The organism is Roseibium sp. M-1 (assembly GCF_054515675.1).
This window is the reverse complement of record NZ_CM137257.1, coordinates 382,340-397,938: the sequence shown is the minus strand read 5'-3', so window position 1 is coordinate 397,938 and position 15,599 is coordinate 382,340. Positions and strand designations below refer to the sequence as shown.

11 protein-coding genes and 3 tRNA genes are annotated in these 15,599 nt (G+C 60.6%); 2 read left to right on the top strand and 12 right to left on the bottom strand.

Annotation, left to right across the window (positions count from 1 at the left end):
• Positions 1 to 71: 71 nt before the first annotated feature.
• From rpoC to ACX3M4_RS01795, 12 genes are all read right to left on the bottom strand, one after another.
• Positions 72 to 4,271: a DNA-directed RNA polymerase subunit beta' gene (gene rpoC, locus ACX3M4_RS01850; RefSeq protein ID WP_459356902.1), complete on the bottom strand. Its 4,200-nt coding sequence runs from the start codon at positions 4,269 to 4,271 to the stop codon at positions 72 to 74.
• A 92-nt stretch (positions 4,272 to 4,363) separates the two neighbouring features.
• The gene (rpoB, locus tag ACX3M4_RS01845; RefSeq protein ID WP_459356901.1) at positions 4,364 to 8,503 is read right to left on the bottom strand and encodes a DNA-directed RNA polymerase subunit beta; all 4,140 of its coding nucleotides are present in this window, start codon (positions 8,501 to 8,503) and stop codon (positions 4,364 to 4,366) included.
• A gap of 287 nt (positions 8,504 to 8,790) precedes the next feature.
• Positions 8,791 to 9,168: a 50S ribosomal protein L7/L12 gene (rplL, locus tag ACX3M4_RS01840; protein ID WP_459356900.1), complete on the bottom strand. Its 378-nt coding sequence runs from the start codon at positions 9,166 to 9,168 to the stop codon at positions 8,791 to 8,793.
• A 61-nt stretch (positions 9,169 to 9,229) separates the two neighbouring features.
• Positions 9,230 to 9,748 (bottom strand): 50S ribosomal protein L10, encoded by a 519-nt coding sequence (rplJ, locus tag ACX3M4_RS01835; RefSeq protein WP_459356899.1) that lies wholly within the window; start codon positions 9,746 to 9,748, stop codon positions 9,230 to 9,232.
• 322 nt (positions 9,749 to 10,070) lie between these two features.
• Positions 10,071 to 10,769: a 50S ribosomal protein L1 gene (gene rplA, locus ACX3M4_RS01830; protein WP_459356898.1), complete on the bottom strand. Its 699-nt coding sequence runs from the start codon at positions 10,767 to 10,769 to the stop codon at positions 10,071 to 10,073.
• A gap of 4 nt (positions 10,770 to 10,773) precedes the next feature.
• Complete coding sequence (gene rplK, locus ACX3M4_RS01825; RefSeq protein WP_459356897.1) at positions 10,774 to 11,202, bottom strand: 50S ribosomal protein L11; 429 nt, start codon at positions 11,200 to 11,202, stop codon at positions 10,774 to 10,776.
• 178 nt (positions 11,203 to 11,380) lie between these two features.
• Positions 11,381 to 11,911: a transcription termination/antitermination protein NusG gene (gene nusG, locus ACX3M4_RS01820; RefSeq protein WP_459356896.1), complete on the bottom strand. Its 531-nt coding sequence runs from the start codon at positions 11,909 to 11,911 to the stop codon at positions 11,381 to 11,383.
• Positions 11,912 to 11,964: 53 nt separating this feature from the next.
• Positions 11,965 to 12,162 carry a preprotein translocase subunit SecE gene (gene secE / locus ACX3M4_RS01815; RefSeq protein WP_459356895.1) on the bottom strand — a complete coding sequence of 66 codons (198 nt, stop codon included), beginning with the start codon at positions 12,160 to 12,162 and terminating at the stop codon, positions 11,965 to 11,967.
• A 103-nt stretch (positions 12,163 to 12,265) separates the two neighbouring features.
• Positions 12,266 to 12,341: transfer RNA gene (locus tag ACX3M4_RS01810), tRNA-Trp, on the bottom strand.
• A 108-nt stretch (positions 12,342 to 12,449) separates the two neighbouring features.
• Positions 12,450 to 13,640, bottom strand: a complete 1,191-nt coding sequence (tuf, locus tag ACX3M4_RS01805; protein ID WP_459356894.1) for an elongation factor Tu — start codon at positions 13,638 to 13,640, stop codon at positions 12,450 to 12,452.
• Between the two features lie 168 nt (positions 13,641 to 13,808).
• A tRNA-Gly gene (locus ACX3M4_RS01800) sits at positions 13,809 to 13,882 on the bottom strand.
• Positions 13,883 to 13,904: 22 nt separating this feature from the next.
• A tRNA-Tyr gene (locus tag ACX3M4_RS01795) sits at positions 13,905 to 13,989 on the bottom strand.
• Positions 13,990 to 14,401: 412 nt separating this feature from the next.
• Between ACX3M4_RS01795 and ACX3M4_RS01790 the strand changes: the two genes are divergently transcribed.
• Together ACX3M4_RS01790 and ACX3M4_RS01785 are read left to right on the top strand one after the other, a co-directional pair.
• Positions 14,402 to 14,950, top strand: coding sequence for a MarR family winged helix-turn-helix transcriptional regulator (locus tag ACX3M4_RS01790; RefSeq protein WP_459356893.1), 549 nt, complete (start codon positions 14,402 to 14,404; stop codon positions 14,948 to 14,950).
• On the top strand, positions 14,947 to 15,450 hold the full coding sequence (locus tag ACX3M4_RS01785; protein ID WP_459356892.1) for a PaaI family thioesterase: 504 nt from the start codon (positions 14,947 to 14,949) through the stop codon (positions 15,448 to 15,450). The genes ACX3M4_RS01790 and ACX3M4_RS01785 overlap by 4 nt, the downstream gene beginning before the upstream one ends.
• The last annotated feature ends 149 nt before the right edge of the window (positions 15,451 to 15,599 follow it).

Genomic DNA, 15,599 nt, shown 5'->3' with positions numbered 1-15,599 from the left:
GATCCTTTCTCGCTCATCATACAGAAAGGCCGCCCGGAGGCGGCCTTTCGATTGCTTCATGAAGTTGCCGTTTATTCGGCAGCTCCGGTCATGTCTTCCAGAAGGCCTTCGGCGGCACTGTCCGAAGACTGCTGGCGCTGCGCTTCCTGGATCAGGTCGTCGCGATGCGTCGCAATCTGGCGGATCCGCTTCATGACCCCGCCGGTACCGGCCGGGATCAGGCGGCCGACGATGACGTTCTCCTTGAGGCCGACCAGCGGGTCGATCTTGCCGTTGACCGCAGCGTCCGTAAGGACACGGGTCGTCTCCTGGAAGGAGGCGGCGGAGAAGAACGAACGTGTCTGCAGCGAGGCCTTGGTGATACCGAGCAGAACCGGCACGCCCTTGGCCGGGTCGCGGGCAGCATCGATAGCCCTCTGGTTGGCTTCCTCGAAGTCGATCTTGTCGATCTGCTCGCCGGAGAAGAACTCCGTATCGCCCGGATCGGTAATCTCGACCTTCTGCAGCATCTGGCGGACAATCACTTCAATGTGCTTGTCGTTGATGGTCACGCCCTGCAGGCGGTAGACTTCCTGGATTTCGTTGACGAGGTAAGCTGCGAGAGCCTCCACGCCCTTGACGGCCAGAATGTCGTGCGGAGCCGGGTTGCCGTCGAGGATATACTCGCCCTTTTCAATGGCATCGCCTTCCTGCAGATGGAAGTGCTTGCCCTTCGGGATGAGGTATTCGACGGGCTCGACGCCCTCTTCCGCCGGCTCGATGATGACGCGGCGCTTGTTCTTGTAGTCGCGGCCGAAGCGGATCGTGCCATCGATTTCGGCGATGATCGCATGATCCTTCGGACGGCGGGCCTCGAACAGTTCCGCAACGCGCGGCAGACCACCGGTGATGTCCTTGGTCTTGGCGCTTTCCAGCGGGATACGGGCCAGAACGTCACCGGCCTTGACCGATGCGCCCGGCTGGACCGACAGGATCGCGTCCACGGAGAGCATCAGGCGGGCATCGGAACCACGGTCGGTCTTGGAGATCGCACCCTTGGCGTCCTTGATGACGACCGCAGGCTTGAGATCCTGACCGCGCTGGGAAGACCGCCAGTCGATGACGACACGCTTGGTGATGCCGGTCGCCTCGTCGGCCGTTTCCTGAACGGACGCACCGTCGACCAGGTCCTCGAAGTCCACGATACCGTCGACTTCAGCCAGCATCGGACGGGTATAGGGATCCCATTCCGCGATCCGCTGGCCGCGCTTGACGGCATCGCCTTCGTCCACATGCAGCTTGGAGCCGTAGGCCACGCGATGCACGGCACGCTCGTTGCCGTCGCTGTCGATGACAACGATGGACATGTTGCGGACCATGGCAATCAGGTTGCCTTCCGTATCCCGGTTGACCGAGCGGTTCCGGATCTTGACCGTGCCGTCGACGTTGGACTCGATGAACGAGCTGTCGACAACCTGCGCCGTACCGCCGATGTGGAAGGTACGCATGGTCAGCTGAGTGCCAGGTTCACCGATGGACTGTGCGGCAATAACACCAACAGCTTCGCCCATGTTCACGGGGGTACCGCGAGCAAGGTCGCGGCCGTAGCAGGTCGCGCAGACGCCGGTTTCGGTTTCACAGGTCAGAACCGAACGGATCTTGATCTGCTGCACCTTGGCGGCCTCGATGGCGTCAACGTCCTTCTCGTCGATCAGCTTGCCCTTGGCGACAAGCAGTTCTCCGGTCTGGTTGTTGAAGACATCTTCCGCGGTCGTGCGGCCGAGAACGCGCATGCCGAGAGAGGCGATGACGTTACCAGCATCGACGATCGGGGCCACGGTGATGCCGCGAGTAGAGCCGCAATCCGGTTCGATAATGATCGAATCCTGGGCGACGTCCACGAGACGACGTGTCAGGTAACCGGAGTTCGCGGTCTTCAGAGCGGTATCGGCCAGACCCTTACGAGCACCGTGCGTGGAGTTGAAGTACTCCAGAACCGACAGGCCTTCCTTGAAGTTAGAGATGATCGGGTTCTCGATGATGGAACCGTCCGGCTTGGCCATCAGGCCGCGCATGCCGGCCAGCTGCTTCATCTGCTGGGGCGAACCACGGGCACCGGAGTGGGACATCATGTAGACCGAGTTCATCGGCTTCTGGCGTCCGGTTTCCTCATCGATCTGGACCGCCTTGATGCGGGCCATCATCTCGTCGGCGATCTTGTCGGTGCACTTCGCCCAGGCGTCGACAACCTTGTTGTACTTTTCGCCCTGGGTGATGAGACCGTCGTTGTACTGCTGCTCGTATTCGGTCGCGAGCGACGAGGTCTCGGCCACCAGCTTGTGCTTGGTGTCCGGGATGACCATGTCGTCCATGCCGAAGGAAATGCCGGCGTTACAGGCATTCTTGAAGCCGAGCTGCATGATCCGGTCACAGAAGATAACCGTCTCCTTCTGACCGCAGGCACGGTAAACCGTGTCGATCATCTTGGAGATGTCCTTCTTGGTCATCAGCTTGTTGCAGACCTCGAACGGCACTTCGTGGTGCTTCGGCAGAAGCTCCGCAATGAGCATGCGGCCCGGAGTGGTCTCGTTGATCTCGGAGGTCGGATTGCCGTCGGCATCGACGGATTTGAACCGGCCCTTGATCTTGGTGTGCAGCGTGATGACCTTGTTGGCCAGCGCGTGGTGGATCTCACCCGTGTTGCCGAAGACCATGCCCTCGCCCGGCTCACCCTCTGCCATGATGGAGAGATAGTAGAGGCCGAGAACGATATCCTGGGACGGAACGATGATCGGGCCACCGTTTGCCGGATGCAGGATGTTGTTCGTGGACATCATCAGCGTACGCGCTTCGAGTTGGGCTTCCAGCGACAGCGGTACGTGAACGGCCATCTGGTCACCGTCGAAGTCGGCGTTGAAGGCCGAGCAGACGAGCGGGTGCAGCTGGATGGCCTTGCCTTCGATCAGGGTCGGTTCGAAGGCCTGGATGCCGAGACGGTGCAACGTCGGCGCACGGTTCAGGAGAACCGGGTGCTCGCGGATGACCTCGTCAAGGATATCCCAGACCTCGGGGCGTTCCTTTTCGACCAGCTTCTTGGCCTGCTTGACGGTCGAGGAGAAGCCCTTGGCGTCGAGGCGCGAATAGATGAACGGCTTGAAGAGCTCAAGCGCCATCTTCTTCGGCAGGCCGCACTGGTGCAGCTTCAGCTCCGGACCCACGGTGATGACCGAACGGCCGGAATAGTCGACGCGCTTGCCGAGCAGGTTCTGGCGGAACCGGCCCTGCTTGCCCTTCAGCATGTCGGACAGCGACTTCAGCGGACGCTTGTTGGCACCCGTGATGACGCGGCCGCGGCGGCCGTTGTCGAACAGCGCATCGACGGATTCCTGCAGCATGCGCTTTTCGTTCCGGATGATGATGTCCGGAGCGCGCAGTTCCATCAGGCGGCGCAGGCGGTTGTTGCGGTTGATCACGCGGCGGTAGAGATCGTTCAGATCCGACGTCGCGAACCGGCCGCCGTCGAGCGGAACCAGCGGACGCAGATCCGGCGGGATCACTGGAACGACCGTCATGATCATCCATTCCGGGCGGTTGCCGGATTCCATGAAGGCTTCGATGACCTTCAGGCGCTTGGCCAGCTTCTTCGGCTTCAGCTCGGTGGTCGCCTCGGCGATCTCCTGGCGCAGCTTCTCGCTTTCGCGCTCCAGATCCATGCTCTGCAGGATCTCGCGGATCGCTTCGGCGCCGATCATGGCGGTGAAGGCATCTTCGCCATACTCGTCCTGAGCGGCGATGAAGTCTTCTTCCGACAGAAGCTGGTGCTGCTTCAGCGGGGTCAGGCCCGGTTCGAGAACCACATAGTTCTCGAAATAGAGCACGCGCTCCAGATCCTTCAGCGTCATGTCGAGCAGAAGGCCGATGCGGCTCGGCAGGGACTTCAGGAACCAGATATGCGCAACCGGCGCAGCCAGTTCGATATGGCCCATGCGTTCACGGCGCACGCGCGACAGGGTGACTTCAACGCCACACTTTTCGCAGATGACGCCCTTGTACTTCATGCGCTTGTACTTGCCGCAAAGACATTCGTAGTCCTTGATCGGGCCGAAAATACGGGCGCAGAACAGGCCGTCGCGTTCCGGCTTGAACGTACGGTAGTTGATGGTCTCCGGCTTTTTGATTTCGCCGAAGGACCAGGACAAGATCTTTTCCGGGCTCGCAAGCGAAATCCGGATGTTGTCGAAGGTCTGTGTGGGAGCCTGCTGATTAAACAGGTTCATGACCTCATGATTCATGGTCCGTCTCCTTCGATGCACGGCCGGGGAGCGGGCTTCCAAGCCTCTCCCCGTCACCGGCATACCAAGTCATTTGTGGTCCGTTGGCGGGGTTATTCTGCGGCGTCCGCAGTTTCTTCCTCGCCGATCGCGGGTACATCGGTACGCTGAAGTTCAACGTTGAGACCCAGGGACCGCATTTCCTTCACAAGCACGTTGAAGCTTTCCGGAATGCCCGCCTCGAACGTGTCGTCGCCGCGAACAATGGCCTCGTAGACCTTCGTACGGCCGGCAACGTCGTCCGACTTGACTGTGAGCATTTCCTGCAGCGTGTAGGCTGCACCGTAAGCTTCAAGCGCCCAGACCTCCATTTCGCCGAAGCGCTGGCCACCGAACTGCGCCTTGCCACCCAGCGGCTGCTGGGTCACGAGCGAGTACGGGCCGATCGAACGGGCATGGATCTTGTCGTCGACCAGGTGGTGGAGCTTCAGCATGTAGATGTAGCCCACGGTCACCTTGCGGTCGAACTCTTCACCGGTCCGGCCATCGTACAGCACCGACTGGCCGCTGACGTTGTAGCCGGCGGTTTCGAGCGCCTCGACCACGTCCGGCTCACGGGCACCGTCGAAGACCGGCGTCGCGATGCTGACGCCTTTCTTCAGCTGTTCCGCCAGACGCACGATGCCTTCGTCGTCGAAGTCCTTGACGCTGTCACCCTTGAGGTTGTCGCCATAAATCTCGACGATCTTGCCGCGCAGCTGCTCGATCTGGCCCGACTTCCTGTACTCTTCGTACATTTCGCCGATCCGGTGACCCATGCCTCGGCAAGCCCAGCCCAAGTGCGTTTCAAGGATCTGGCCGACGTTCATGCGCGAAGGCACGCCGAGCGGGTTCAGAACGATGTCGACATGCGTGCCGTCTTCCAGGAACGGCATGTCTTCGCACGGGTTAATCTTGGACACGACGCCCTTGTTGCCGTGACGGCCGGCCATCTTGTCGCCCGGCTGAAGCTTGCGCTTCACGGCAACGAAGACCTTGACCATCTTCATGACGCCAGGCGGCAGTTCGTCGCCGCGCTGCAGTTTCTCGACCTTGTCGATGAAACGCTGCTCGAGACGCTTGCGGCTGTCGTCATACTGACCGCGCAGGGCTTCGATCTCGGACATGAACTTCTCGTCGTCGGTGGCAAACTGCCACCACTGCGAGCGCGGGAAGTCGTTCAGGACGTCCCCGGTCAGAACGGTGTCCTTCTTGAAGCCCTTCGGGCCGGCAACGGCGGTCTTGTCCATCAGCATCTCGGCCAGGCGGCCATAGACGTTGCGGTCGAGGATCGCCTGTTCGTCGTCGCGGTCCTTGGCGAGGCGTTCGATTTCCTCACGCTCGATCGCCATCGCGCGCTCGTCCTTTTCAACGCCGTGGCGGTTGAAGACGCGCACTTCGACGACGGTACCGGAAACCCCCGGCGGCAGGCGCAGGGAGGTGTCGCGAACGTCGGATGCCTTTTCACCGAAGATGGCGCGCAGAAGCTTTTCTTCCGGCGTCATCGGGCTTTCGCCCTTCGGCGTGATCTTGCCGACGAGGATGTCGCCCGGCTGCAGTTCTGCGCCGATATAGACGATGCCGGCTTCATCGAGGTTCTTCAGCGCTTCTTCCGAAACGTTCGGAATGTCGCGCGTGATTTCTTCCGGACCGAGCTTCGTGTCACGCGCCATCACTTCGAATTCCTCGAGGTGGATGGAGGTGAAGACGTCGTCGGAGACGATGCGCTCGCTGAGGAGGATGGAATCCTCGAAGTTGTAGCCGTTCCAGGGCATGAACGCGACGAGCACGTTCCGGCCGAGGGCCAGATCGCCGAGGTCGGTCGACGGACCGTCCGCGATGATGTCGCCCTTGTGCACCCGGTCACCCACGCGCACCAGCGGACGCTGGTTGATGCAGGTGTTCTGGTTGGAGCGCTGGAACTTCTGCAGCCGGTAGATGTCGACGCCGGACTTACCCGGATCGAGATCTTCGGTTGCACGGATAACGATACGGGTCGCGTCCACCTGGTCGACCACGCCTGCACGGCGGGCACCGATGGCAGCACCGGAATCGCGGGCCACGATCGGCTCCATGCCGGTACCGACGAACGGTGCCTCGGCGCGGACGAGCGGCACGGCCTGACGCTGCATGTTCGAACCCATCAGGGCGCGGTTGGCGTCATCGTTCTCAAGGAACGGAATGAGCGCCGCGGCGACGGACACGAGCTGCTTCGGCGACACGTCCATGAGGTCGACCTTGTCGGACGGAACCATCATGTTTTCGCCAGCGTGGCGGCAGGTGATGAGCTCTTCGGTGAAGCGGCCTTCGTCGTCATAGACGGCGTTGGACTGCGCCACGTAGTGCTTGGCCTCTTCCATGGCGGACAGATAGACGACGTCGTTGGTGACGGCACCGTCCTTGACCTTCCGGTACGGGCTTTCGATGAAGCCGTACTTGTTCACGCGGGCAAAAGTTGCCAGCGAGTTGATCAGACCGATGTTCGGACCTTCCGGCGTCTCGATCGGGCAGATACGGCCGTAATGCGTCGGGTGAACGTCGCGGACTTCGAAGCCTGCGCGCTCGCGGGTCAGACCGCCCGGGCCAAGGGCCGACAGGCGGCGCTTGTGGGTGACTTCCGACAGCGGGTTGGTCTGGTCCATGAACTGCGACAGCTGCGAGGAGCCGAAAAATTCACGCACGGCAGCGGCAGCCGGCTTGGCGTTGATCAGGTCCTGCGGCATGACCGTGTCGATTTCGACGGAGCTCATGCGTTCCTTGATCGCACGTTCCATACGCAGGAGGCCGACGCGGTACTGGTTTTCCATCAGCTCGCCGACGGAACGGACGCGGCGGTTGCCGAGGTTGTCGATGTCGTCGATCTCGCCCTTGCCGTCGCGCAGTTCGAGCAGAACCCGGATGACTTCCAGGATGTCTGCCTTGCGCAGCGTGCGAACCGTGTCCTCGCATTCCAGGTCGAGACGCATGTTCATCTTCACGCGGCCGACGGCGGACAGGTCGTAGCGCTCTTCGTCGAAGAACAGCGACTGGAACATGGCCTCGGCGGTGTCGATGGTGGGCGGCTCACCCGGGCGCATCACACGGTAAATATCGAAGAGCGCATCCTCACGGGACTCGTTCTTGTCAACCGAAAGCGTGTTGCGGATGTAGGGACCGGTGTTGACATGGTCGATGTCGAGCATCGTCAGGTCGTGGTAACCGCGATCGACCAGCTCTTCCAGCAGCTTGCCGGAGATTTCGTCGCCTGCTTCCGCATAGATTTCGCCGCTCTTCATGTCGACGATGTCCTCGGCCAGGTACTGGCCGTGCAGGTCTTCGTCGGTAACTTTCAGGGCGCTGACGCCCTTTTCCTCGAGCTGCTTGATCGTGCGCGCGGTGATCTTGCGGCCGCCTTCGATGACCACTTCGCCGCTGTCGGCGTCGATCAGGTCGTAGGAAGCCTTGGTACCCTTCAAACGGTTGCCGTCGAACGGCATGCGCCAGGAACCATCCTTCTGCCGGGTGTAATCGACCCGGTTGTAGAAGGTGTTGAGGATTTCCTCACCGTCCAGGCCAAGCGCCATCAGGAGCGAGGTCACCGGGATCTTGCGGCGGCGGTCGATACGCGCATGCACGATGTCCTTGGCGTCGAACTCGATGTCGAGCCAGGAACCGCGATACGGGATCACGCGGGCTGCGAAGAGCAGCTTGCCGGAGGAATGGGTCTTGCCCTTGTCATGGTCGAAGAACACGCCCGGAGAACGGTGCATCTGGGAGACGATGACGCGCTCGGTGCCGTTGACGATGAAGGTGCCGTTGTCGGTCATGAACGGCATGTCGCCCATGTAGACATCCTGTTCCTTGATGTCTTTGACGGACTTGGCGCCGGTATCTTCATCGACATCGAACACGATCAGGCGCAGGGTCACCTTCAGCGGAGCTGCGAAGGTCATGTCGCGCTGGCGGCACTCGTCGACGTCGTATTTGGGAGCTTCAAATTCGTAGGAAACAAATTCCAGAAGGGAAGTGCCCGCAAAATCGGAAATCGGAAATACGGACTGGAAGACGGCTTCCAAGCCATCATTCTTGCGGCCGCCGCCCGGCATCTCTTCGACCTGCAGGAACTGGTCGTAGGACGCTTTCTGAACCTCGATGAGATTGGGCATTGCCGCGACATCGCGGATCGATCCGTAGTATTTACGGACCTTTTTGCGACCGTTGAACGTTTGGGTCATTGTCGCTCCTCGTATCGGCCGGGTAACGGCTTCCCGAAACGCCCCTTTTCCAATCGGGCCACTGCCCGGGCGCTTCGGAAAACCGTCCCCCCTGATCAACCTGCTTCAGGTGCCCTCACCCGAAACCAGACAGGTTGACCTGTCATTGGGGACTTTGAACCTCGTGATTTCCGACAGGCGGATCACGGGGCCCTAGTGGTACGTTCGCCCCGGAAACGGGAAAATCCCGCCGGGGCTAGGTACGGTCCCGGTTGCCCGGGACCGTTCAAAAGGCCGAAGGGCCTTTATTACTTCAGCTCGACAGTCGCGCCAGCTTCTTCGAGCTTCTTCTTCAGCTCTTCTGCTTCTGCCTTGCTTACCTGTTCCTTGACCGGCTTCGGAGCGCCTTCGACGAGCTCCTTAGCTTCCTTCAGGCCCAGGCCGGTGATAGCGCGGACTTCCTTGATGACGTTGATTTTCTTGTCGCCGGCAGCAGCCAGGATAACGTCAAATTCAGTCTGCTCTTCAGCAGCAGCAGCAGCTTCACCGCCACCGGCAGCAGCAGCGACTGCAACCGGAGCAGAAGCGGAAACGCCCCACTTTTCTTCCAGGAGCTTGCTGAGTTCAGCAGCTTCCATGACGGTCAGTGCGGACAGTTCTTCAACGAGCTTTTCGAGATCAGCCATTTTCTTAGTACCTTAAGTTCGAACCAGTTTTGGTTACTTGAGACAGTGTGTTTAGGACGCCTTATGCGGCCTCGTCCTTCTTGGCGTACGCGCCGAAGACGCGGGCGAGCTGCCCGGCCGGTGCGTTGACAACCTGTGCAATCCGGGTTGCCGGGGTCTGGATCATGCCAACCAGTTTCGCGCGCAGCTCATCGAGCGACGGCATGGTTGCCAGAGACTTGACCCCATCCGGGTTCAGGTTGGTCGTGCCCAGAGCACCGCCAAGGATTGCAAACTTGTCGTTTGCCTTGGCGAAGTCGACGGCTGCTTTCGGAGCGGCTACCGGATCGTCGGAATAGACGATGACGGTCGGGCCCTGAAACAGGTCGGAGATGTGCTCAAGGTCGGTGCCTTGAAGGGCGAGTTTCACAAGGCGGTTTTTTGCGACTTTCACAGAGCCGCCGGCTTCACGTACAGATGCGCGCAGTGCGGTCATCTGAGAAACCGAAAGACCTGCATAGTGCGCGACGACAACGACGCCGGTGTTACCCAGCTCTGCGTTGAGAGACGTCACGAACTCGTGCTTTTCCGCTCTTTCCACTTGCCTTCTCCATTTGGTGGCGTTGCCGCCACCGGTTTACCTTTGCCGCCTTCAGGCAGGTCCCGAACCCGGAACCGTCCATCTGGCGACGCTCAGGGTCCTGTCCCCTCACCCTCGCGCTTGAGAAGCGCGCGGCAAGGTCTGGTTCGAACCAAGTCTTTCCGCGGGTCGCGGAGAATTCGGTTCTCACCCATCTATGCAGGCCTTTAAGGCTTAAGCCGGTTTCCCGGCACCTGCAGTCTCGGACAGGGCAACCCGGCAGCTGACCGCCGGGTCTATCCGGCCTTTCGGCCGAAATCTCATATCAATCCGGAAACCCGGATTATTCGCCTGCGATGGAGGCGAGGTCGACCTTGACGCCCGGGCCCATCGTGGAGGACACGGCAATGCGCTTCAGGTAGGAACCTTTTGCACCGGTCGGCTTGGCCTTTTGAACGGCATCGACGAGAGCCTTGACGTTCTCGGTGATCGCAGCTTCAGTGAAAGACACCTTGCCAACGCCGGCATGGACGATACCGGCCTTTTCGACGCGGAACTGAACAGCGCCGCCCTTGGCGTCGTTGACAGCAGACTTGACGTCCGGGGTCACGGTGCCGACCTTCGGGTTCGGCATCAGGCCGCGCGGGCCGAGTACCTTACCGAGACGGCCGACCAGCGGCATCATGTCCGGAGTGGCAATGCAGCGATCGAAGTCGATCTTGCCGCCCTGCACTTCCGCAACCAGCTCTTCCGCACCGACGATGTCGGCACCGGCAGCCTTTGCTTCCTCGGCCTTGTCGCCACGAGCAAAGACAGCCACGCGGACGGTCTTGCCGGTGCCGTTCGGCAGGATGCAGACGCCGCGGACCATCTGGTCGGCGTGACGCGGGTCAACGCCCAGGTTGATCGCAACTTCAACGGTTTCGTCGAACTTGGTCTTGGAACGGTCCTTCACGAGGCTGATGGCTTCGTTCAGGGAATACAGCTTGTTGCGGTCGATGCCTTCACGCGCTGTCTTGATACGCTTTCCAACCTTCGCCATGATCTTACTCCGTTACCTCGAGGCCCATGGACCGGGCGGAGCCTTCGACCATCAGCATTGCTGCTTCGACGTCGTTGGCATTCAGGTCCTTCATCTTGGCTTCGGCAATTTCCTTCACCTGAGCCTTGGTCACAGAACCGACCGTGCCGCGGCCCGGGGTCTGGGAGCCCTTCTGCAGCTTGGCGGCCTTCTTCAGGAAGAAGCTGACCGGAGCCGTCTTCACTTCGAAGGTGAAGGACTTGTCGGAGTAGTACGTGATCACGGTCGGGCACGGAGCGCCCTTTTCCGCGTCCTGCGTGGCCGCATTGAAGGCCTTGCAAAATTCCATGATGTTCAGACCACGCTGACCGAGAGCCGGCCCGATGGGCGGCGACGGGGTCGCGGAGCCTGCCGGCACCTGCAGCTTCAGGTAGCCATCAATCTTCTTCGCCATTTGTCTCTCCAATAATTTGCAGCCGGACGGCAATCCGCCTGCCTGGGAGTTGGTGGTCTGGTTCCTCAACGGAGCCCGGCGATGAGCCCCGGAACCTTCCACCGATTCACCCCGGATCGAAGCTCTTCAGAGCCTTTCCACCGGGCATTCAGGCCGCCCTGTCAGGAGCGGCAAACAGTCAGAGCTTGTCGACCTGACCGAATTCCAGTTCCACCGGCGTCGCGCGGCCGAAGATGGACACGGCCACCTTGAGACGTGCGCGCTCGTCGTCGACTTCCTCGACAAGACCCGAGAAGGACGCGAACGGACCGTCGGACACGCGCACCTGCTCACCAACCTCGAAGCTGATGGACGGCTTCGGCCGGTCCACACCTTCCTGAACCTGGTTGATGATGCGCATGGCTTCGCGCTCCGGGATCGGCATCGGCTTCTGATCCGCACCCAGGAACCCGGTCACCTTCGGCGTGTCCTTGATCAGGTGAAACGCCTCGTTGGTCATCTCCATCTTCACCAGGACATAGCCCGGGAAGAACTTTCGCTCCGCATCGACCTTGCGGCCGCGGCGCACTTCGACAACCTTTTCCATCGGAACGAGAATTTCTTCAAACAGATCGGACAAGCCTTTCTGTTCGGCCTTTTCGCGGATGGACTCGGCGACCTTCTTCTCGAAATTGGAGTAGGCGTGCACAATGTACCAGCGCTTGGCCATGGATCTCAGTTCCGTTTCTTGTTCTTTGCTACAAACCGGCCGGCTATTGCGCCTTAGCCGCCGACACCCAGAAGATAGCCGATCCCGAGCCCCATCAACTGGTCTGCCACGAGAAAGAAGATCGCTGCAATCAACACCATGATGAACACCATAACGGTGGTCACGGCGGTTTCCTTGCGCGTCGGCCAGGTCACCTTGGACGTTTCCGCACGGACTTCCTGGATGAATTTAAAGGGATTGGTCTTCGCCATTCCGATTCCGGTCTGTTAAATACGAGCGGGCGCGCGAAAAACTTCGCGCGCCTCACTCGAGGAAACTCATTAAGCCCTCGAGGCAAATTAATCAAGAGCAAATTGGCAGGGGCAGCAGGGTTCGAACCCGCGACCTACGGTTTTGGAGACCGTCGCTCTACCAGCTGAGCTATACCCCTTCAGAGGACCGCTCTCGCGGTCTGCTCCTGATACCTCCTGAGGCCGCACAAGGCAACACTTAGGAGGAGCGGTCGCCGGGCGCAAGCCCGGCGACCGAATTCGTCATCTTACTTGATGATGGATGCGACGACGCCGGCGCCGACGGTACGGCCACCTTCGCGGATAGCGAAGCGCAGGCCTTCTTCCATGGCGATCGGCACGATCAGCTCAACGTCGACGGAGACGTTGTCGCCCGGCATCACCATTTCCGTGCCTTCCGGCAGGGACACCACACCGGTCACGTCCGTGGTACGGAAGTAAAACTGCGGGCGGTAGTTGGTGAAGAACGGGGTATGACGGCCGCCTTCTTCCTTGGTGAGGATGTAAGCCTCAGCCTTGAACTTCGTGTGCGGGGTAACGGTACCCGGCTTGCAAAGAACCTGGCCGCGCTCAACCTCTTCACGGCCCACGCCGCGGATCAGAGCACCGATGTTGTCGCCTGCTTCGCCGCTGTCCAGCAGCTTGCGGAACATTTCAACGCCGGTAACGGTCGTCTTCTTGGTGTCCTTGATACCGACGATCTCGACTTCTTCACCAACCTTGACGATACCGCGCTCGACACGGCCGGTCACAACCGTACCGCGGCCGGAGATCGAGAACACGTCTTCGATCGGCATCAGGAACGGCAGGTCCTTCGGACGGTCCGGGGTCGGGATGTAGGCGTCGACCTGAGACATCAGCTCGCGGATCGCGTCGCGGCCGATGGCCGGGTCGCGGTTTTCAACGGCTGCCAGAGCAGAGCCCTTGACGATCGGAATGTCGTCGCCCGGGAACTCGTAGGAAGACAGCAGTTCGCGGATTTCCATTTCGACGAGCTCAAGCAGCTCTTCGTCGTCGACCTGGTCAACCTTGTTCATGAACACGACCAGAGCCGGCACACCAACCTGGCGGGCGAGCAGGATGTGTTCACGGGTTTGCGGCATCGGGCCGTCAGCGGCCGAGCACACCAGGATCGCACCGTCCATCTGGGCAGCGCCGGTGATCATGTTCTTCACATAGTCGGCGTGGCCCGGGCAGTCGACGTGAGCGTAGTGACGGTTTTCCGTCTCGTACTCAACGTGTGCCGTGGAGATGGTGATACCGCGTGCCTTTTCTTCAGGCGCGCCGTCGATTTCGTCGTAAGCCTTAGCAACAGCGCCGCCGGTCTCAGCCAGGGTCATCGTGATTGCTGCGGTCAGCGTCGTCTTGCCATGGTCAACGTGGCCAATCGTGCCAATGTTAACGTGCGGCTTATTGCGCTCAAATTTTTCCTTCGCCATCGGCGTCGCTCTCTGTCCAATACTCGGTTCGGTCGATACGGCTCGCGCAGGACGCACTCCGGCGCCTTGGACAGATCCGCGAGCGACGAGATGCTTCCCGTAGAACTTCTATCAGGATTTCCGGGCGAAAGGACCTTCCGTTCCGGACACTCCGATCGGCACCCATGATGGAGCGGGTGAAGGGAATCGAACCCTCGTCGTCAGCTTGGAAGGCTGCTGCTCTACCATTGAGCTACACCCGCACAACGAGAGAATCAGGAACGATGGTGGAGGAGGTTGGATTCGAACCAACGTAGGCTTAGCCAACGGATTTACAGTCCGTCCCCTTTAGCCACTCGGGCACTCCTCCATCTCGTCCTGCTTCACGCCGAAGCGATCAGGATGGCTTACCGAAGAGCCCGCCCTGAGGGGGCGAGCAATCCCGTGGCGCGTGTTATGCAGATAGGGCCCCGCCCTGTCAACGCCGATTTTGCAAAGAAATGAACAAAATCAGCGGGACGCTCGAAACGGGCGCTTCGAACGCTGCCGAATGCTCCCGCAACCGGCTTTGGTACATTGCAGCGACCCGGCGCGAATGTCACGGTTCCTCTACGTTTACCTTTGATTTCACCGGATCTTTCGCCGCGCCTGTGGACAACTCCGCGCGCACCGCCCACGACTGCAATCGCCTCAGAGAGATCGCAAATTCCACCAGCTGGAGGCGGGAATCGGCAGCGATGACCAGCAGGAACCGGCATACGCCGCTTGTGAGGAAGTTCAAGATGTTGTATCTACAACATATGTCCTCATCACTCAAAGACATCGACTTCCAGCATATGGGCCGAACCTGTCTCGGCCACGCCGCGCGGCGCACGGCGAACCTGCTGACGCGTCATTATAATAGACACATGTCGGCGCTCGGGCTTGAGCTGACACAGGCTCAGCTTCTTGCGGTGATCGCCGACGGCTCGGCCGGCTCCGCAGCCGAGATCGCCCGCTTCCTCGGCATCGACCGCTCTACCCTTGCCCGCAATCTGAAACCGCTGGAGACGGCCGGCCTGATCGCCCGCCAGGACGGCGGTGGCCGCAAGGTGCTTCCCGTCCTGACACCTCAGGGCGCGGAAATGGTCATCGAGATCCACCGGACCTGGCTGAAAGCCCAGGAAGAAGTCAGCGCGCTTCTGGGCCCGGAAGGCGCCGATGCCGTGCGCACCCAAATGTCCGCCCTGCGCAAGGCCGTCCATATTCTGGACGACCGGGATGCAGCTGCCGGAACGGTCCCATCCAAGACCACGCCTAAACCCACTCCTCCATCAGGACGAACCCCATGAGTGACACAGATACCATCACGCTGGACGGCAAGACCCACACGCTCGGCGCCCTGCCCAGGAAGGCCTTCAACGAGATGACCGGTCTCGACATCTTCGAGCGGATGATGGCCGGCGAGTTGCCCGCTCCGCCGATCATGCTCCATTCCAATATCCGCATGAAGGAATTTTCCGAAGGCCGTGCCGTCTTCACCGGCCTGCCGGCCAAGGAGTTCCTGAACCCGCTCGGCACCGTTCACGGCGGCTGGATTTCCACGCTTATAGATACCGCCCTTTCCTGCGCCGTGCACACGACGCTGAAACCGGGTGAGTTCTACACGACGACCTCGCTCACCGTGAACATGGTCCGCCCGCTCCTGCCGACCAGCGGTGAGGTCATCTGCGAGGGCCGCATCGTCCACCGCGGCAGCCGCCTGGCAACCTCGGAAGGGGATCTGCGCGACGGCAACGGCAAGCTGATCGCCCATGGCACCGTCAGCTGCATGATCCTCAAGCCGTCTTGACGAATTTTCCGGAAGCCTGGCTCGACCGCCAGCTTCCAGTTTGCCAAAACCCCATTCTCGACCCTTACAGAGACCTGATTGGGTGTGTGAGGACATGGGTACACATAGCTGGCTGAATAACTAAATTGGGCAGGCAGGCAGAAAGCTAT